This window comes from Burkholderia sp. AU6039 (genome assembly GCF_002223365.1).
Lineage (GTDB): Bacteria > Pseudomonadota > Gammaproteobacteria > Burkholderiales > Burkholderiaceae > Burkholderia.
Window position 1 is genome coordinate 322,490 of record NZ_NKFK01000007.1, and the last position, 17,240, is coordinate 339,729.

15 protein-coding genes are annotated in these 17,240 nt (G+C 68.8%); 11 read left to right on the plus strand and 4 right to left on the minus strand.

Features of this window, described 5'->3' with window-relative positions; all coding sequences use genetic code 11:
- The first annotated feature begins 3 nt into the window (after positions 1-3).
- The 4 genes from CFB39_RS33630 to CFB39_RS33645 all read left to right on the plus strand — a co-directional run bounded on the left by CFB39_RS33630 (position 4) and on the right by CFB39_RS33645 (position 3,207).
- The gene (locus tag CFB39_RS33630) at positions 4-1,047 is read left to right on the plus strand and encodes a glycosyltransferase family 2 protein (RefSeq protein ID WP_089433738.1); all 1,044 of its coding nucleotides are present in this window, start codon (positions 4-6) and stop codon (positions 1,045-1,047) included.
- Positions 1,048-1,062: 15 nt separating this feature from the next.
- Positions 1,063-1,446 (plus strand): GtrA family protein, encoded by a 384-nt coding sequence (locus CFB39_RS33635; RefSeq protein WP_089476201.1) that lies wholly within the window; start codon positions 1,063-1,065, stop codon positions 1,444-1,446.
- Between the two features lie 301 nt (positions 1,447-1,747).
- Positions 1,748-2,251: an inclusion body family protein gene (locus CFB39_RS33640; RefSeq protein ID WP_011349899.1), complete on the plus strand. Its 504-nt coding sequence runs from the start codon at positions 1,748-1,750 to the stop codon at positions 2,249-2,251.
- 65 nt (positions 2,252-2,316) lie between these two features.
- Positions 2,317-3,207 carry an AidA/PixA family protein gene (locus CFB39_RS33645; protein WP_089476202.1) on the plus strand — a complete coding sequence of 297 codons (891 nt, stop codon included), beginning with the start codon at positions 2,317-2,319 and terminating at the stop codon, positions 3,205-3,207.
- A 28-nt stretch (positions 3,208-3,235) separates the two neighbouring features.
- Here the strand turns inward: CFB39_RS33645 and CFB39_RS33650 are convergent, their stop codons facing one another.
- Together CFB39_RS33650 and CFB39_RS33655 are read right to left on the minus strand one after the other, a co-directional pair.
- Entirely contained in the window at positions 3,236-4,174 is a 939-nt protein-coding gene (locus CFB39_RS33650; RefSeq protein ID WP_089476203.1) for an ABC transporter substrate-binding protein, read from the minus strand.
- A gap of 99 nt (positions 4,175-4,273) precedes the next feature.
- The gene (locus tag CFB39_RS33655; protein ID WP_089476204.1) at positions 4,274-5,392 is read right to left on the minus strand and encodes a TauD/TfdA family dioxygenase; all 1,119 of its coding nucleotides are present in this window, start codon (positions 5,390-5,392) and stop codon (positions 4,274-4,276) included.
- A gap of 435 nt (positions 5,393-5,827) precedes the next feature.
- Here CFB39_RS33655 and CFB39_RS33665 point away from each other — a divergent pair, with 435 nt between their 5' ends.
- Together CFB39_RS33665 and CFB39_RS33670 are read left to right on the plus strand one after the other, a co-directional pair.
- On the plus strand, positions 5,828-7,273 hold the full coding sequence (locus CFB39_RS33665; RefSeq protein WP_089476205.1) for an MFS transporter: 1,446 nt from the start codon (positions 5,828-5,830) through the stop codon (positions 7,271-7,273).
- A gap of 44 nt (positions 7,274-7,317) precedes the next feature.
- Positions 7,318-8,586: an ATP-grasp domain-containing protein gene (locus CFB39_RS33670; protein WP_089476206.1), complete on the plus strand. Its 1,269-nt coding sequence runs from the start codon at positions 7,318-7,320 to the stop codon at positions 8,584-8,586.
- A gap of 52 nt (positions 8,587-8,638) precedes the next feature.
- On the opposite strand, the gene CFB39_RS33675 is transcribed toward CFB39_RS33670, so the two are convergent.
- On the minus strand, positions 8,639-9,514 hold the full coding sequence (locus tag CFB39_RS33675) for a LysR family transcriptional regulator (RefSeq protein ID WP_089476207.1): 876 nt from the start codon (positions 9,512-9,514) through the stop codon (positions 8,639-8,641).
- Between the two features lie 167 nt (positions 9,515-9,681).
- On the opposite strand from CFB39_RS33675, the gene CFB39_RS33680 reads away from it, so the two are divergent.
- A complete protein-coding gene (locus CFB39_RS33680) occupies positions 9,682-10,626 on the plus strand; it encodes a hypothetical protein (protein WP_089476208.1) in 945 nt (314 codons plus the stop codon).
- A gap of 49 nt (positions 10,627-10,675) precedes the next feature.
- The gene (locus tag CFB39_RS33685; RefSeq protein ID WP_089476209.1) at positions 10,676-11,899 is read left to right on the plus strand and encodes an acetyl-CoA carboxylase biotin carboxylase subunit family protein; all 1,224 of its coding nucleotides are present in this window, start codon (positions 10,676-10,678) and stop codon (positions 11,897-11,899) included.
- A 67-nt stretch (positions 11,900-11,966) separates the two neighbouring features.
- On the opposite strand, the gene CFB39_RS33690 is transcribed toward CFB39_RS33685, so the two are convergent.
- Entirely contained in the window at positions 11,967-12,491 is a 525-nt protein-coding gene (locus tag CFB39_RS33690; protein WP_089476518.1) for a GNAT family N-acetyltransferase, read from the minus strand.
- Between the two features lie 437 nt (positions 12,492-12,928).
- Here CFB39_RS33690 and CFB39_RS33695 point away from each other — a divergent pair, with 437 nt between their 5' ends.
- From CFB39_RS33695 to CFB39_RS33705, 3 genes are all read left to right on the plus strand, one after another.
- Positions 12,929-14,131 (plus strand): AAA family ATPase, encoded by a 1,203-nt coding sequence (locus CFB39_RS33695; protein ID WP_089476210.1) that lies wholly within the window; start codon positions 12,929-12,931, stop codon positions 14,129-14,131.
- Positions 14,132-14,135: 4 nt separating this feature from the next.
- Positions 14,136-15,845 carry a cobalamin biosynthesis protein CobT gene (locus CFB39_RS33700; RefSeq protein WP_089476211.1) on the plus strand — a complete coding sequence of 570 codons (1,710 nt, stop codon included), beginning with the start codon at positions 14,136-14,138 and terminating at the stop codon, positions 15,843-15,845.
- Between the two features lie 255 nt (positions 15,846-16,100).
- Positions 16,101-17,204: an alpha/beta fold hydrolase gene (locus CFB39_RS33705; RefSeq protein WP_089476212.1), complete on the plus strand. Its 1,104-nt coding sequence runs from the start codon at positions 16,101-16,103 to the stop codon at positions 17,202-17,204.
- Positions 17,205-17,240 lie beyond the last annotated feature (36 nt).

The following is a 17,240-nucleotide window of genomic DNA, read 5'->3' on the forward strand; positions in this document are numbered from 1 at the left end:
ATCATGCGGGAACCACTCTATACACCGCTCATCTCGCTGGTCGTGCCGTTCTATAACGAAGGCGAGGCCGTTGAGCACTTCTTCGACGTCGTGATTCCGCTGATGACGTCCATCGACGCGATCCGTTTCGAGATCGTCTGCGTGAACGACGGCAGCCGCGACGACACGCTCGACCGGCTGATCCGGATCAGCACCGCCGAGCGGCGCGTGCGCGTGATCGACCTCACCCGCAACTTCGGCAAGGAAGCGGCGCTCACGGCCGGCCTCGACGAAGCGCTCGGCGACGCGGTGATCCCGCTCGACGCCGACCTGCAGGATCCGCCGAGCCTGATCCCCGTGATGATCGAGCACTGGCGCGACGGCGCGGAAGTCGTCGCGGCGAAGCGCAGCAACCGCGCGTGCGACTCGTTCGCGAAACGCACGGCGGCCGCGATCTACTATCGCGTGCACAACCTGCTGTCGGACGTGAAACTGCCGGAGAACGTCGGCGATTTCCGGCTGATGGACCGCAAGGTCGTGAACGCGCTGCGCAACCTGCCCGAGCGGCATCGCTTCATGAAGGGGCTGTTCGCGTGGGTCGGCTACCGCACCGTGATCGTCGAATACCAGCGCGACGCGCGCAGCGCCGGGCACTCTAAGTTCTCCGGCTGGAAGCTGTGGAATTTCGCGCTGGAAGGCATCACCAGCTTCAGCACCGTGCCGCTGCGCAGCTGGACCTACATCGGCGTCGGCATCGCCACGCTCGCGTTCCTGTACGGCGCGTTCATCATCTTCCGCACGCTGCTGTTCGGCAATCCGGTGCTCGGCTACGCATCGCTGATCTCGGTCACGCTGTTCATCGGCGGGATCGAGCTCATCGGGATCGGTGTCGTCGGCGAATACGTCGGGCGGATCTACGACGAGTCGAAGCAACGGCCCGTCTACCTGATCCGCCGCCGCTACCAGGCGCACGGCAAGGTGATCGAACTCCCGGTCGCGCGCGATGCGCGCCGCCAGATCGCCCGCCGGCGCGTGCAGCCGACCCGTGCGCGGATCGGCGCACGCTGACGCGCGCCAACGGCCATGATCGCCCTGCTCCATGCCGAGCGCACGCGGCTCGTGCGCTTCGGCGTGTCCGGGCTCGGCTCGACCGCGATCCACACGCTGGTGGCCGCGGCGCTGTTCGCGCGGTTCGACGCGACGCTGGTGACGGCGAACGCGATCGCCTTCCTCTGCGCGACGGCCTTCTCGTATCTCGCGAATACGCTGTGGAGCTTCTCGTCGACGGTGGGCACGCGCAACGCGGTGCGCTTTCTCGCGGTCACGCTGGCCGGCTTCGTCGAAACGATGCTGCTCGCGCGTGCGGCCGAAGCGCTCGAAGGTTCCCGTGCGATGAGCATCGTCGCGATCGCGCTGCTGGTTCCGCCGACCACGTTCGCGCTGCACCGGCTGTGGACCTACCGGTAAGCGATCCTTCCCCGCCCGCCGCTGCCGGACATCATCGGCCATTCGATTAACAGGTTCAATGTCGTTATATTTATGTAACGCATCGAGCCGATTGAAGCCGATTTTAAAATTACCGCCCGAAATAATATTAATACCCTGTTTACATTTACAGCTTCCGGAATTAACCGAACGGGATAATCTGCATTCGCCATCTCGCCTGCACGTGCCTTGATCGGCACGAAGCCTTGCAGGACAAGGCGATGGCGGCCGCACGAAGAAATTCGCGCAACAATAAGTCCCATTCATTCAAACGGGAGCTTCTATGTCACGCGTCACTGATGTGCTCGTCTCTTTCGATACCGAAACCATTCTCAAAAAATATCCGAATCCCAGCAAGAACCCGGCCGCACCGACGCTGATCGATTGGCGCTATGTCTATATGGTGACCAACCAGGACAACGTCATCTCCGGGCAGGCAGGCGGCGAACTCGACCTGAAGGCGCAGGTCGGCGACCTGATCCGCTGGCGTGAAACGAGCCTGTCGCTGGGCTTCGAGAACCAGGTCGTGTTCTACAAGTTCGTCGGCAACGTCGGCAACGAACTGATCTCGACGCCGACGCCGCGCGTCGCGGAAGCGTCCATTCCGGTGCCGAACACCAGCAAGCCCGAGGTGCCGACCTGCCAGAAGGTCGCGAACTACTACTGGTCGTCGGAATGCCTGAAAGTCGGCCGCGTGACGTACCACTTCCAGTTCCAGATCATCGATCGCAACTGCCAGAGCCAGGGCTGCTTCTCCTGGGATCCGTTCATCTCGATCCATAACTGATCGCGGCAGGCGGGCGGCCGCGCGGCGGCTGCCCGCATCATCCACTTGTTGCGGAGGAAGCGCTCATGTCTGGTCTTCGTTGCGATGTGCTGGTGATCGTCGACGCCGTCACGTTGCTGTCGGCCTACCCGGAGGCAAGCCGGGACCCGGCCGCGCCGACCGTGATCGACGGCCGGCACCTCTACGTGGTGAGCCCCGGCGACGCCGCGCAGCTCGGCCACAACGACAGCCGCCTCTTTACCGGCCTGTCGCCGGGCGACCAGCTGCGCCTGCGCGAAACCGCGCTGGCCTTGCGTGCCGAGGCAAGCGTGCTGTTCGTGCGGTTCACGTTGAAGGATGCGGGCATCGTCGCGCCGATCGAACCCGAAGTGCGCGATGCGGCCACGCCCGTGCCGAATGCCGACGACCTGCTGCATCCGCCGTGCCACCCGATGCAGGACCACTACTGGCGCAGCGACGTGCTGGCCGCGGGCGCCACCACGTGTACGGCCGATTTCGGCTTATACGACCGCGACGGCAACGTATCGGGCTATTTCCGCTGGGAAACGTCGATCGAGATCGGCGGGAGCCGGCCGGACACGAAGCAGCCCGGTTTCAAGCCGTCGTCGGATCGCAGTGGCCACTTCACGCTGCCGCCGAATACGGCGTTCAAGGCGATCTTCTACGCGAATGCCGCCGACCGGCAGGACCTGAAACTCTTCATCGACGATGCACCGGAACCGGCCGCATCGTTCGTCGGCAACAGCGAGGACGGCGTCAGGATGTTCACGCTGAACTCGAAAGGCGGCAAGATCCGGATCGACGCGTCGGCCAACGGCAGGCCATCCGCGACCGATGCGCGCCTCGCGCCGCTGTCCGCGGGCGACTCCGTCTGGCTCGGCTGGCTGGGTGCCGAGGACGGCGCCGATGCCGACTACAACGACGGGATCGTGATCCTGCAGTGGCCGATCACCTGAGCGTCGCGGCAATCGGCGCGCGGGCGGTTCAGGTACGCGGCAGCCCCGGCGGATTGGTCTGCGACCGCTCGATCGCTTCGGCGTCGAGGCTCCAGCGGCCGAGCACCTTCCGGTAGCTGCCGTTCGCGATCAGCGCATTGATCGCGACCGTCAGCGGATCGGCGAGGCCGCTGCCCTTGCGCGTCGTGATCGCGATGTCCGCGGTGCGCGGCCAGCCGCCGCTCACCGTGCCGATCAGCTTCGCATCGCCGCGCAGCGACGCCTGGTACGCGAGCATCGAATTCACGCTGAAGATCGTGTCGACGCGCCCCGACTGCAGCGCGACCCAGCGCTCGGCCGCATCCGCGTAATACTGGATCTCGACCGGCGCGAGGCCGCGCGCGACGTTCTGCCGGTTCCACTCGAGCAGGATCTTTTCCTGGTTCGTGCCCGAATCGGTCACGACGCGCAGCCCGGCAACATCTTTCGGCTCGCGAATCGCGGCGATCCGGCTGGCGTTCTTCACGTAGAAGCCGAGCTGATCCTTCCGGTAGGTCGAGAAGTCGAATTTCTCCTTGCGCTGTTCGGTCACCGTCACGTTCGAGATCACCGCATCGACCTTGCCGGACTGCAGCGCGAGCGGCCAGTCGGCCCACGAAAGCGGCACGATCTTCAGCTTGCGGCCGATGCTGTCCGCGACGAGCTGCGCGAGATCGGGATCGAAGCCGACCACCGTTCGCGCATCGGTCGCATAGGTGCTGAGCGGCGGCAGGTTCGGCGCGATACCGATCGTCAGCGTGTTCGCCTCGGCAAACCGGAAGCCGGCCGGCAACGCCTGCTCGACCGCCGGGTTCACGGTGCCGCGCTGCCGGCCGGGCTGCTCGGGGCTCAGGTCGAACGTCGCGGCCTGCGCGGCCACGCTGCCGCCGATCAGGACGGCGGCCAGTACGCGAACGACGCGCGCGACGGGAAATGCTGTTCTTTTCATGTCTTCCGGATTCCTTTGTTTTTTTGATGACGCGTGCGCGGAACGCGGGCGGGCCGAACGATGTTCACCGCCCGTCGCCGCCTGGCGTTCCCGGCCCGCTCAGGCCGGCGTCGCTTCGAGTTCGGCCGCGGCCGCGCGTTGTGTCACCGGCTGGGCGACCGGCGACGGGCGCGTTGCTTGCGACTCGCCCGCATACAGCGCTTTCGGATCGAACACGCGCGCCTGCAGCGGCGTGAACGCGCGGAAGTTCCACAGGCTGCGCGCGACGAACACGCGCTGCACCCAGCGGAATGCCCGGTCGTTCTCGTCGTATTGCGGATCGAAGCGGTCACGCGAATGCAGCGTGAAATGGTTGTTGATCAGCACCAGCTTGCCCGGTTGAACCTGTACGCCGAACGACACCTCGCGCACCGCGCGATACAGGTTGGCCAGCGCCTCCTGCGCGCGCGTGTTGACCGCCAGCACCATGTCCGGATAGAACGCGACCGTCACGCGCGGCGCATCGAGCGGCCCCGACAGCACCGCGCTCAGGTCGGTGTTGTCGCGCGGCGTCGGCGCGGCCCCGCGCCACCGGTACGGCACGCGGATGATGTAGTGCTCGCCATAGAGTTGCGCGATATCGTCCGGCGACAGCAGCCGCAGCGCACGACGCGCATCGGCGAGCCGCGTGTACGGGCCGCCGCCGGCCTCGCTGCGCACGCCGAGCAGCAGCAACGCGAACGGCGACGTATCGCCTTCCGGCATGTGCGCCTGCGCGGCGTTCTCGATATGGAAATCGAGTTCGACCTCGGAGCCCAGGCCCGTATAGTCGCGCGCGGTCGCCTTGTGCGGCGTGAGATTGTTCACGAGCTCGCGGCCTTCGTGCGCAATCGAGTACGGCTCGCCGGCCAGCGTGCTCAACGCGACCAGCACGTTCTCGCTCAACACGCCGGCCTTGAACGAGCGGCCGGTTTCCTCGAACCGCGGGCTGCCCTTTACGTCGTCGTCGATCGGCAGGTTGTCGATCTCGATCGAGCCGTGCGCATCGGCGGTCGGCGCCTTCGCGCGATCGAACGCGTCGACGACCCGGTCGGGAAACGCGGTGTAGGCGAGCTTGCGCACCGCGCTGATGTAGCCCGCACCGCCGGCCGGATCATAGGCCAGTGCGCCGAGCGTCGTCCGGATGTGACTCGATTCCGCTGCCGTCAAAACGATGCGTGCATCTGCGAGATAGGTCATAGGTCTCTCGTATAAAGATCGGAGGTCGATAAGCGGTATGGCTCTACCGCCGCGCGTGGCCGTCCTCGGGGCCCGGCGCTCGACAAGACTAGGAGACCGTCATTGCATTGCGAAATGATATTAATTCGATTGCAAACAAAAAATTTCGATATAAGTTCAGCAACGCGGCGAGCGGCGGGCCGCGTCGTTCGTACCGTGGCTTAACACGAATGGTTGTTAAAAAATCGCTGGTTATTATTTGTATTCGCTAACGGGTCGATGCTAGTTTTCTGTCGGATTCGACGATGCGCCGGCCGTCGATCGGCAGCCGGCGCCCATCCTCCGCCCCACGGAAACCCGTTAGATGAACCGATTCCATCTGCTGCGCAGTACGCCCGGAAACGACGTGCCGTTGGCTGCATGCCGCCCCACCCGCCACGCGGCGCGGAGGACACGATGAGCGATCGAGCGCCGGCACTCGAGCGCACGCTAGCCACCGGCGTGCCGCCGCATCGCACGTCGCTGCGCGCGATCTTCCCGACCGTCGCGGCCGCGAGCCTTGGCTTCGCGATCGTCCAGCTCGACGTGACCGTGGTCAACGTCGCGATTCCGAGCCTCGGCCATTCATTCGGATCGAGCGTCCACGGGCTGCAATGGATCGTCGATGCGTACACGCTGTCGTTCGCCGCGCTGCTGCTGACGTCCGGCACGCTGGCCGACCGCTTCGGCAGCCGCCGGCTGTTCGCGTACGGCCTCGTGCTGTTCCTGCTGGCATCGCTCGGCTGCGCGCTCGCGCCGTCGCTGGCCGCGCTGATCGCCGCGCGCGTCGCGCAGGGCGTGGGCGCCGCGATGATCCTGCCGACGTCGCTCGCGCTCATCACGCACGCGTGCGCCAACGATGCCGCCGCCCGTGTGCGGGCCGTCGCGTGGTGGAGCGCGACGGGCGGCGCGATCAGCGCGGCCGGGCCGACGCTCGGCGGCCTGCTGATCGATTCGCTCGGCTGGCGTGCGATCTTCTTCATCAATCTGCCGATCTGTGCGGCCGGCCTGTGGCTCACGCTGCGCCACGTGCGCGATTCGGCCGCCGCGCGCACGCGGCTGTTCGATCCGGCCGGCCAGATCGTCGCGGTGCTCGTGCTCGCGCTGCTGACGGGCGGGATCATCCGGGCCGGCGCGCAGGGGGTGGGCGATCCGTATGCGGCCGGTGCGCTGGCCGCGTCGGTCGTGCTCGGCGCGCTGTTCGTCGCGATCGAGCGGCGCGTGGCCGCGCCGATGCTGCAGCTCGCCTTCTTCCGGATCGCGCGCGTGCCGGGCGTGATCGCGATCGGCGCGGTCACGAATGCCGCGTTCTACGGGCTGATCTTCTCGCTGAGCCTCTATTTCCAGAACGCGCGCGGCTTCACCGCGACCGAGTCGGGGCTCGCGCTCGCGCCGCTCACGATCATCATGCTCGCCAACATCGCGAGCGCGCGTCTCGCCGTCCGCCATGGCTTCCGCGCGACCGTCATCGTCGGCCTCGCCGTGTCGCTCGCGGGCTACGTGTGGCTGTGGCAGACGCTCGGCGCGCACACGCCGTATGCGCTGCTGGCGCCCGGGCTCGCGGCGATGGCGATCGGCGGCGGGATCGCGATTCCCGCGCTGACCTCGACGATGCTCGGCAGCGTCGAGGCCGGCCGCGCGGCCACCGCGTCGGCGATCCTCAATACCGCGCGCCAGGTGGGCGCAGCCGTCGGCGTCGCGGCGCTCGGCGCGCTGGTCGCGGGCCAGGGCGCGGCGATCGTGGCCGGCGCGGCGCGCGGGTTCGCGGTCGCGGCCGTGCTCGTCGCCGTCTGCATCGTGCTGGCCGCGCGCTGGCCCGGCGATGCGCCCAGCGATGCGCCCGATAGCGGCCCGCGGGCCTGAGCCCGAACCCCCTTCAACCGATCCCACAGCCCAGCGAGGAATCCATGCCGCATCGTTTCATCGACACCGTCCTGATCGTCGACGGCGCGTCGACAGCCGCCTATCTGGCGCCCGCGTTCCGCGCCTACGGCATCCGTTGCGCGCACGTGATCAGCGACCCCGACCTGCCGGAAATCTACCGGAACCAGTTCGTCCCGTCCGACTATATCCGCCAGGTCCAGCATCACGGCGATATCGACGCGACGCTCGCGCAGTTGAGCGACCTGCGGATCGGCGCGGTGCTGCACGGCCTCGACGCGGCACTCGAACTGGCCGACACGCTCGCCGAACGGCTCGACGTGCCGACGCGCAATCCGCTCGCGACGTCGGCCGCGCGGCGCGACAAGTACGCGATGAACGAGCGGATTCGCCAGGCCGGCCTGCGTGCCCCGGCCCACTTCCACAGCACGTCGGTCGACGTCGCACTCGAATGGGCGCGCGCATACGGCACGCTGCCGCTCGTGGTGAAGCCGGCGCGCAGCGCGGGCGTGACCGGCGTGAAGATCTGCCGGACGCTCGACCAGGTCGAGGCCGCCGCGCGCGACGTGCTGGCCACCCGTTCGCTGTACAACCAGCCGAACGACGACATCGTGATCCAGAGCTATTCGGAGGGACAGGAATACATCGTCGATTCGGTGTCGTTCGAAGGCCGCCACCGGGTGGTCAGCCTGTGGGAAGTGCACCGCGACCGCACGCATGCGCCGCGGCTCGACAAGATGCTGGTGCTGAATCACGCCGATCCGCGCTACGCGCCGCTGCTCGACTACGCGGCCGCCGTGCTCGACGCGCTGGATGTGCGCTTCGGGCCGACCCATCTCGAACTGTTCGATACGGCCGACGGCCCGACGATCGTCGAGCTGAACGCGCGGTTGCACGGCAGCCTCGATCCGCGGCTGACGAGTGCGGTCAGCGGCGAGAATCATGTGTCGGCTGCCGTGGAAGCGGTGCTGCATCCGGAGCGGCTGTTCGGTGACGTCGCCGCGCCGACGGATTTTCGGGGTTACTGCGGGCACGTGCTGCTGCTGTCGTCGCGCAACGGCGTGCTGCGGCAGGACTTCACGTGGCAGGCGATCCAGGCGCTGCCGTCGTTCGTCGGGCTCAAGCAATGGGCCAGGGTGGGCGACACGCTGCGCGTGACGACCGACCTGCAGACGGCGCTCGGCACCGTCGGCCTGTACAGCCCGACGTTCGAGCGGCTGCTGGAGGATTGCCGGCGGATTCGCGAGATCGAGGCTGAATTCTTCGCGGATGAACGGGCGGTTGCGCCGGCGTAGCGCGATCGGCGCCGCGCGTGCGGCGCGGTGCGGCGCGCCGAGGTGCGCCCCGCTAGCGCCCGAGCAGCGCCCCCGCCTGCCGTCCGAGCACCGCACGCAATGTATCGAGCTCGGGCAGCTCAGGCGCTTCCTCGGACGTGACGAGATAGGTCGTCACACTGTCGAGATCGTCGAACGAATGCGCCCGCAGTTCCTTGCGCGCCACGTGCTCGGTCGTGATCCGCTTCGGCAGGATCGCTATGCCCATGCCGGCCGCCACGCAGCCGAGGATCGCGCCGAACGTCCCGAACGACGCCACCGACTCGATCGCGATGCCGCGCGCCTTCAGCCAGTGCTCCGCGACCGCGCGATACGGGCAGCCGTCGTGAAACGCGAGCAGCCGCACCGGGTGGTCGGCCAGCACCTGCCGCCGCGTGGCCGTGGTCGCGCTCACCAGCACCATCTCTTCGGCGAACGCCGGCTCGTAGCGCAACCCGGGGCGCACGACCGCGCGCGCGGTGAGCGCGGCGTCGATCCGGCCGCGCAGCAGTGCGTCGGCCAGATCCGGTTCGCTGCCGATCTGCACCGCAAGGCCGAGCGCCGGGTCGCGCGCCTTCAATGCAGCGGCGAGCGCCGGCAGCCGCGTGGCCGCCGTGCTTTCCATCGAGCCGAGCCGGAAGCTGCGCGCGACCGGTGCCTCGCGCACCACCTGCGTCGCTTCGTCGACGAGGCGCAGGATGCGATCGCAATACGGAATCAGCCGGCGCCCGGCGTCGTTCAGCACGAGCCGCTTGCCGTGCCGGTCGAACAGCGGCGCGTCGAGCGACGCTTCGAGCAGGCGCAGCCGCGCGGTGACGTTCGACTGCGTGCAGCCGAGCCGTTCGGCCGCGCGCAGCGCGCTGCCTTCCTGCACGACGGCCCGGAAGGTTTCGAGCAGAGGGATGTTCATATCACTTTCTCTTGTTATTGATCGCAGTTATATCATTTTACTTCGCCAAAAATCCGGATTAGCCTTGCGGATACCCGGTGCCCGACGGCCCGCTCCCGAGGAATCCGCATGCCCTTCTCCGCCTGCCCTGGTCGTACGACCGTCCGCCGTCGTCCCGAGGCTCGCCCGTGCGCACGCTGATCGCCGCGCTGGTGCGGCGCGGCCCGACCGTGCTCGCGTGCGGCGTCGGCCTCGGGCTGCTGGTGCCGCCGCTCGCGGCTCTCGCGCGGCCGCTGATGCCCGTCACCGTGTTCCTGTTCGTGCTCGGCACGCTGCTACGCGTCGAGCCCCGCGCGGTGCGCGCGGTCGCGCGGCGGCCGGCCGTGTCGCTGCTGCTGCCCGCCGCGACGATGATCGCGTGCCCGGTTGCGCTCGGCATCGCCGCGCGGCTCGCCGGCATGCCGTACGACTGGGTCGTCGCGCTGGTGATCGCGTACTGCGCGCCGCCGTCGAGCGGCACGTCGACGATCGCGCGGATGCTGTCGCTCGACGCCAGCGTCGCGCTCGTCGCGACCCTCGCGTCGATGGTGTTCGTCCCGCTCACCGCGCCGCTGCTGACGGCCTGGTTCAGCCACGATGCGGCCGTGTCGATTTCGCCTTTGACGCTCGCGTGGCGGCTCGCGCTGCTGATCGGCAGCGCCGAGGGCGTCGCGCTGCTCGTGCGGCGCTTCGCCGGCTCACGGCTCGACCGTTATGCAACGCCGATCGATGCAACCGTCGTCGTCGCGCTGCTGGTGTTCGCGCTCGGCACGATGGCCGGCATGCAGCAATCGATCATCGACGCGCCGCACCGCGCGCTGACGGCGATCGCCCTCGCGTTCGCCGTCAACGCGGGCTTCCAGATGATCGCGTACGGGCTCACGCCCGGCGACGTCCGTACGCGGCTCAATGTCGCGCTGATCGTCGCCAATCGCAACGTCGGCCTGATGTGGGCCGCGCTCGGGCTCGCCGCGACGCCCACCATGGCGCTCGTGTTCACCTGCGCGCAGTTGCCGATCTACACGCTGCCGCGCGTGGTCCAGCATCTGCTGCCGCGCCTCGAAGCTCAGCGCCTGCGCCGCCGTGCACGCTAGCCGGCACGCGATGCCGTTCCCCCCTTCCGCCTTCGATCAAGGATCCAGCATGAAGCGACTCATCGTGATCGGCGCCCGCGCCACCGGCAGCAGCCTCGCGCTCGTGCGTGGCGCGCTCGCGCGGCAAGTGGCCGTGACCGTGATCACCGCCCCCGGGCACCGTCTCGACGGCGTCTTTCCGGCGGGCGTCGAGACGATCAACCTCGAACCCGATGCCGGCCAGCTCGCCGGCTGGCTGCGCACACGCTATCCGGACGAGATCGACACGCTGCGCGTGACGACCGCGCACGACACCTATGCGCGCACCGCCGCGTGGGTCGCCGACGCCCTCGGCCTGCCCGGCCCCGATGCGCGCCACGTCGCGCACGCGGTGTCGAAGTCGAACCAGAAGGCGCTGCTCGCCGCGCACGGCATCCCGGCCGCGCAATTCGTCACGGGTACGCTGGCCGCGCCGGCGGCGCTCGCGGCCGCGGCCGCCCCGCTGCGTTTCCCGGTGGTCGTCAAGCCGTCGGAAGGCTCGGCGAGCGACGGCGTACGGCGCTGCGAGGACATCGCCGAGGTCCGTGCCCAGCTCGACGCCCTCGCCGCCGGGCAAGCCGACGCGCAAGCGCTCGCGACCGAGCGCGTCGTGATCGAGGAATTCCTGAGCGGCAGCGAATACTGCGTCGAGTATTTCGACGGCCGGTACGTCGGCGCGCTGCGCAAGCTGAAACGGCATGGGGCGGGCTTTCTCGAGCGCGGCTATACGTCCGAACTCGACCTCGATGCAAGCACGCTGCGCGCACTGATCGACGTCGGGACGCGCGCCACGGCGGCCGCCGGGCTGACCTGGGGGCCCGTGCACCTGGACTGCATCGTGCACGACGGCGTGCCGCACGTGATCGAACTGAATCCGCGCATCGCGGGCAGCTTCATCTGCGACATCGTGCGCGACGGCTATGGCTTCAACGTGGTCGAAGCGTTGCTCGACAAGCTCGACGGACGCCCGGTGGACATTCCCGCGCTGTTTGAACCGCATGCATATGCGCGCGCCGAATTCCTGCTCGACAGCGATCCCGGCGCGTGGCGTTTCGCGCAGGCGGGCGAGATTCACGACGGCACGGTCACGATCAGTTACGGACCGCAGGTGCTGCCCGATCGCGAGCGGCGTGCGTTTCTCTATGTGCGGGTGGCGCTGCCGGTCGCGCACGGTGTGGACGGTGCGGCCGCGCATCCCGGTTCGTCGGCCCACGGAAATGCCGTCGCGCAGCCCGCCGTTTCAGGCTCACCGTGAAACGATCGGAACACCTTCCCGGACTCGGCCGAACGCCGACGCACCGCGTGGCTTCGGTCAGGCACCGTCACAAACGACGCCCCAGCAACTGCCCCGGCCACCCTTCCACGTCGAAGGGTGAAATTCGCTCATAGCCGCACGACTCGTAGAAACGCACCAGCGCGCCGGTCCCGCCGCCATAGCAGTCCACCCGCAAGCGCGCCACCCCGGCCGCCCGGGCGCGCTCGTCCGCGAAGGCCATCAGGCGCCGGCCGACACCCCGCGCCCGCGCATCGCGCGACGCCACCAGCACGCGCACATAGATTTCCGGCTCGGTCGCGGGCGGCACGTAGGGCATGGACTCGCCGAGGATCAATGCGCCGAGGACGCGGCCGTCCTGATCCTCTGCGACCCACGCGTCGGGCAGCGCGCAGGCGTCGGTCACGAGCGCGATCCGCCGGGGTTGCGTCGACCAGGGCTCGCTGCCCCATTGCCCGTCGTTGCCGATGGCGACGAACCACGCAATCACGTCGTCGAAGATCGCCAGCACGGCCGGGGCATCGCGTGCGCTGGCACGACGGATTCTCACCTTGTCCACGCCTGTCGACGTCACGTTCAACACTCCTTCGCCTGCGTCATCGACCGGCGCGCAATGGGATGTCAAGCCGGGCTGCCCAGGGACACACGATGGAAGCCCGGCGATCAAGCCTGCTACGGTACTGACATTCCACCCGATTGATCAAGGTGTGACGGCCCGCGATTCGACGTGACGGGTTGTCTTCGTGAAAAACCCGGGCCAACGAGCCGCCACGCTGCCGGCGGATCAACACGGCAAGCGTGGTTCGAGGCGTAGCAAGGGAGCCGAAAGGTCCTGCTGCAGCGCATTGCCCACGACGCTCCGCCGATCCGGCGCAACGGCGCGCCGCGTGCTCCGCCCCGGATCGCAGCGAATCGCTTCCCGCGCGGATGTCGCCGTCCGCGGCAAAAATATACAATCGACGCGACACATCGCAGGCATGAAGCGCCAGCCGCCCACTCTCGCTCGCCACCATGAACGCACCCGCTGACTCCACCTCCTCCGCCCCGTCGGTACTCGGTGTCTATCGTCAACTGGCGGACCCGTCCGCCGGGCAATGGATCGTCAGCCGCTCCGAACGCGCGCACATGTACCGCATCCAGCATCACCGGCCTGACGGCAGCACCTCGGTCGACACGGTCGTCGATGCGGACAACCTCGATGCGAAGCTGCACAAGTGGATCCGGGAAGGTTTCGTCCGGCGTGAAGCCGGCGATCGCGCGGCGCCCGCTCATCGCGGCGCGTTCATGCAGGCGCTGCGAAGCGCGCACGCGGCGCGACCGGCGGCAACCGGCGACGCGGCGCACGTCGCGCAGGTGGGCGGCGTGCCGATGCCGCGCGGCCCGGGCGGGCCGCTCGTGCCGCCGCTGAACCCGGCTTACCTGTTCACCGCGCGCGTGACGAACGTGCTGGAAGACATCGTCGAGAACCGGCGCATCCTGCTGATCGGCCACACCGGCACGGGCAAGACGAGCCTCATCGAGCAGGCCGCCGCGCTGGCCGGCCATGGCGTGCTGCGCTCGAACATGAACGGGCAGACGACGGTCGGCGACTTCGTCGGGTTCTGGACCGTCAAGGGCGGCGAGACGATCTGGGTCGACGGCGTGCTGCCGACCGCGATGCGTGAAGGGCTGTGGCTCATCGTCGACGAAATCGACTTCGCGGAACCGGCGATCCTCGCGGTGCTGACCGCCGTGCTCGAACCGGCCGGCCGCTTGTTGCTGAAGGAGAAAGGCAACGAGATCGTCGTCCCGCATCCGTCGTTCCGCCTGTTCGCGACGGCCAATGCGGTGGGCGCGATGGGGCAGTTCCGCCATCTGTACCAGGGCGCCAACGTGATGAACGAGGCGTTTCTCGACCGCTGGCGCGTCTACCGCCTCGACTACCTGCCGCCGCCCGACGAGGCGCGCGTGCTCCAGCGCACGTTCGGCCCGGCCATGACCGCGGCGATGGCCGACACGCTCGCGGCCATCGCGGCCGACTGCCGCGCCGCGTTCGTCCGCGAGGATCTGGCCAGCGCGTTCTCGACGCGGCGCCTGATCGACTGGGCCGAGCTGATGCTGCGCACCGGCGATCCCGAATCGGCCGCTGGCCCGACGATCTATGCGAAGGTCGGCGCGGAAGACGCCGACCTGATCCGCAGCATCATCCGCCACTACATCGACGTCGAGGCCTGACGCGATGGACCGGGACGACGACGCGCGGTCGCTCCACCTGACCCGGCTGGCCCGCACGCTCACGCAACGGCACGGCATCGAGGTGCGGTTCGCGCGCCACGGGTCCAGCGCGCAGCGCGACCTGCTGGTGCTGCCCGACACGCTGCTTGCCGGCGACGACGACGTCGACGACGATGCGATCACCGGCCTCGTCGACCTCTACGCGGCGCGCGTCCGTTTCAGTGCGATCGATGACCTTGCCGCCCTGGCGTCGCCCGTGGTGCGCGCCATTGCGCAGGCGATCGACGACCGGCGCGCGGCCGGCCGCCTCGCCGCGCTCTATCCCGGCGCGATGACCTTCCTGCGGCGGATGCGCGCGGCGACGGCCGCCGACACGCTCCGCCGGTGGCCTCGCATGGCGTGGCGCGACAGGCTGGTGTGGCGCATCGAACGGGCGCTCTGGGACGAACCGCCGCCTGCCATCGAGCGCGTGCCGTCGCTCGACGCGACGATGGCCGCAGCGGGCGATCTCGTCGATGCAGCGCGTGCAGCCACCTCGACCGCCGACAGCATCCGCGCCGCGCACCGGATCGTCGAACGCGTGCGCGCGCTGGCGTCGGCCGGTGCGAACAACATGATGTTCACGGCCGATCCGGGCAGCACGATCGACAGCGACAGCATCGCCGCCGAATTCGAGTCGGACGGCCAGCACGCGCCGGACGACTCCCGTGCGCCCGTTTCCGCCGAATCGGGCGCCGGGGCGATCGCCGACACGGCATCGTCCACCGAAGCACCGACGCCGGCCGATGCGATGCCCGGCACGATCCGCCTGTCCGCGGACAACCGGCCGCTGCTGTCGGTCCCGCTGACCACCGCGTTCGACACGGTGACGGACTTCACCGGCAACGGCGAACCGGCGCGCTGGCACCGCCTGCGAAGCGCGGCCCGCGCGCAGACCGAGCCGCTCAAGCTACGACTCGAGCGCGCGTTGAAAGTGGACGAGCAGACGCGCTGGAAACGCGAACAGGAACGCGGCGAGCTCGACCGGATGTCGCTCGCCCGCCTCGTCACGTCGCCCGGCTATCGCACGCCATTCCGCGTCCGGCGCGCCGCACCCGGGCGCGACGCGGCCGTCAGCCTGCTGATCGATTGCAGCGGGTCGATGGCCGGCAGGAAGATCGAACTCGCCAGGCTGTGCGCGGCAGCGCTGTGCGATGCGCTGACGCAGCTCGGCTTCGCATGCGAAGTGCTCGGCTACAGCTCCGTCGAGGATGCGGCGATGCGCGCGCACTACCAGCGCTGGATCGACGCCGGCCGCGACACGTTCGGCTATAACCGGTTCGTCGAACGGCTCGACCTGCGCGTCTACAAGCGGTTCGATTCCGACAACCCGAGCGGCCTCGCGTGCATCGAATGCGGCCACGAGAATCCCGACGGCGAGGCGTTGAGCTGGGCCGCCGGGCGGCTGCTGGCGAAGCGGGCGCGGCGGCGAATCCTGATGGTGCTGTCGGACGGCTATCCAGCCACCGGTGACGGCAACCCGGCGATCCTGCGCACCGACCTGCGGGCCCGCGTCGATGCGCTGCGCGAGCGGCGCGTCGAGCTGATCGGTGTCGGAATACTCGACGATGCGGTGGAAACCTTCTATCCGGTCAGCAGCGTGGTCGAGCATCTGCACGAGTTGCCGGGCGCGGCGTTCAGCGTATTGAGCGATACACTGCTGGATCGGCGCTAGCCTCGCGCGACAGGGTCGAAGCACACTTCGATTCGCCGGCGCGTCACATCGGTCGGTTAGCATCGCCGATGGCCGACTCGAATCGCCGCGATGACGCAGGATCCCGCGTTCCGTTGCATTCGACCGGCCGACCGGTTTCGATGTGCACGCGGCCGGCAGCACGATCCTTGCTCCGCGCCCCCTTTCGATTGTCAACGCGACGGCGGAGTCGGCCGCGTCTTCCTGCCACGGTCGGCCGCCGGCACGAAACTGCACATGCCCAGGAAAAAAACCAGCCTCTGGTTGCGTCCCCTCGAACTGCTCTCCGTCGCCGCCGGCGCGCGCCCGACGAAGCGCACGAGCAAGCCGCGACCGGCCGCCAAGCGGGCGGTCAAGCCGGTCGCCCGGCCAGCCGCCACCGTGCGTCCCGCCGGACGCACCGGCACCGTGCATCCAGCCCGCGCCCCGGCGGACAAGGCGCCCGGCACGTGGCTCCGCTCGTTTCATTCCGCCGGCCCGAGCGCCGGCCGCTACGTGAACCATCTTGCCTACGCGTTGTATCTCCCCGCCGCACCGGCGACGACAGCCGGCATGCCGGTCGTCGTCATGCTGCACGGCTGCAAGCAGAGTGCCGAATCGTTTGCCGCGGGCACGCGCATGTGCCGTCTCGCCGAACGCTCGGGGTTCGCCGTGCTGTTTCCCGAACAGGCCAAGACCGCGCATGCGCACCGCTGCTGGCACTGGCATGGCGACGCGACGGAGTCGGAAGCCGCGGCCGTCACGTCGCTGGTCGACGCCATCGTGCGACAGCACGGCTTCGACCGCGACCGGATCTACCTGGCCGGCATGTCCGCCGGAGCCGGGCTCGCCGCCGCACTGGCCATCCGGTATCCCGACCGCTTCGCGGCCGTCGGCCTGCACTCCGGCCCGGCCATCGCCCCGCCGTCGTCGACGTTGGCGGCGATGAACCTGATGCGTCGGGGCCTGCGCGACGACCCGATACGCGCGGTCGATGCGTGCGCCGACGTCGCGTCCTATCCCGGCATGCCGGCCCTCGTCATGCACGGCGCACTCGATACGGTCGTGACCGACCGGAACGCGACGCAGCTCGGCATCGCGTTCGCGCGGCTCAACCGGCTCGTCGACGAGCACGGCGCGATGCGGGTGGGCGAGCAACGCACCTATGCGCGCGACGATGCCGACTATGTCGACTATCTCAAGGCCGGGCGTCTCGTCGTCCGGGTCTGCATCGTTCGCCGGCTGCCGCATGCCTGGAGCGGCGGCGACCCGCGCGAGCCGTTTCATTCCGCCACGGGGCCGGACGCCACCGCGATGCTCTGGCAATTCTTTCGTCGCCAACGCCGCAAGCGGCTGCGATGACGTGCGACAACCGCGCCGGCCCGCGGCACGCGGCGC

Coding starts and splice junctions, on each gene's coding strand:
- CFB39_RS33635 (WP_089476201.1), top strand. CDS start 1,063: ATGATCGCCCTGCTCCATGCCGAGCGCACGCGGCTCGTGCGCTTCGGC.
- CFB39_RS33655 (WP_089476204.1), bottom strand. CDS start 5,392: ATGACCTATCTCGCAGATGCACGCATCGTTTTGACGGCAGCGGAATCG.
- CFB39_RS33675 (WP_089476207.1), bottom strand. CDS start 9,514: ATGAACATCCCTCTGCTCGAAACCTTCCGGGCCGTCGTGCAGGAAGGC.
- CFB39_RS33640 (WP_011349899.1), top strand. CDS start 1,748: ATGTCACGCGTCACTGATGTGCTCGTCTCTTTCGATACCGAAACCATT.
- CFB39_RS33650 (WP_089476203.1), bottom strand. CDS start 4,174: ATGAAAAGAACAGCATTTCCCGTCGCGCGCGTCGTTCGCGTACTGGCC.
- CFB39_RS33665 (WP_089476205.1), top strand. CDS start 5,828: ATGAGCGATCGAGCGCCGGCACTCGAGCGCACGCTAGCCACCGGCGTG.
- CFB39_RS33645 (WP_089476202.1), top strand. CDS start 2,317: ATGTCTGGTCTTCGTTGCGATGTGCTGGTGATCGTCGACGCCGTCACG.
- CFB39_RS33685 (WP_089476209.1), top strand. CDS start 10,676: ATGAAGCGACTCATCGTGATCGGCGCCCGCGCCACCGGCAGCAGCCTC.
- CFB39_RS33695 (WP_089476210.1), top strand. CDS start 12,929: ATGAACGCACCCGCTGACTCCACCTCCTCCGCCCCGTCGGTACTCGGT.
- CFB39_RS33630 (WP_089433738.1), top strand. CDS start 4: ATGCGGGAACCACTCTATACACCGCTCATCTCGCTGGTCGTGCCGTTC.
- CFB39_RS33670 (WP_089476206.1), top strand. CDS start 7,318: ATGCCGCATCGTTTCATCGACACCGTCCTGATCGTCGACGGCGCGTCG.
- CFB39_RS33705 (WP_089476212.1), top strand. CDS start 16,101: ATGCCCAGGAAAAAAACCAGCCTCTGGTTGCGTCCCCTCGAACTGCTC.
- CFB39_RS33700 (WP_089476211.1), top strand. CDS start 14,136: ATGGACCGGGACGACGACGCGCGGTCGCTCCACCTGACCCGGCTGGCC.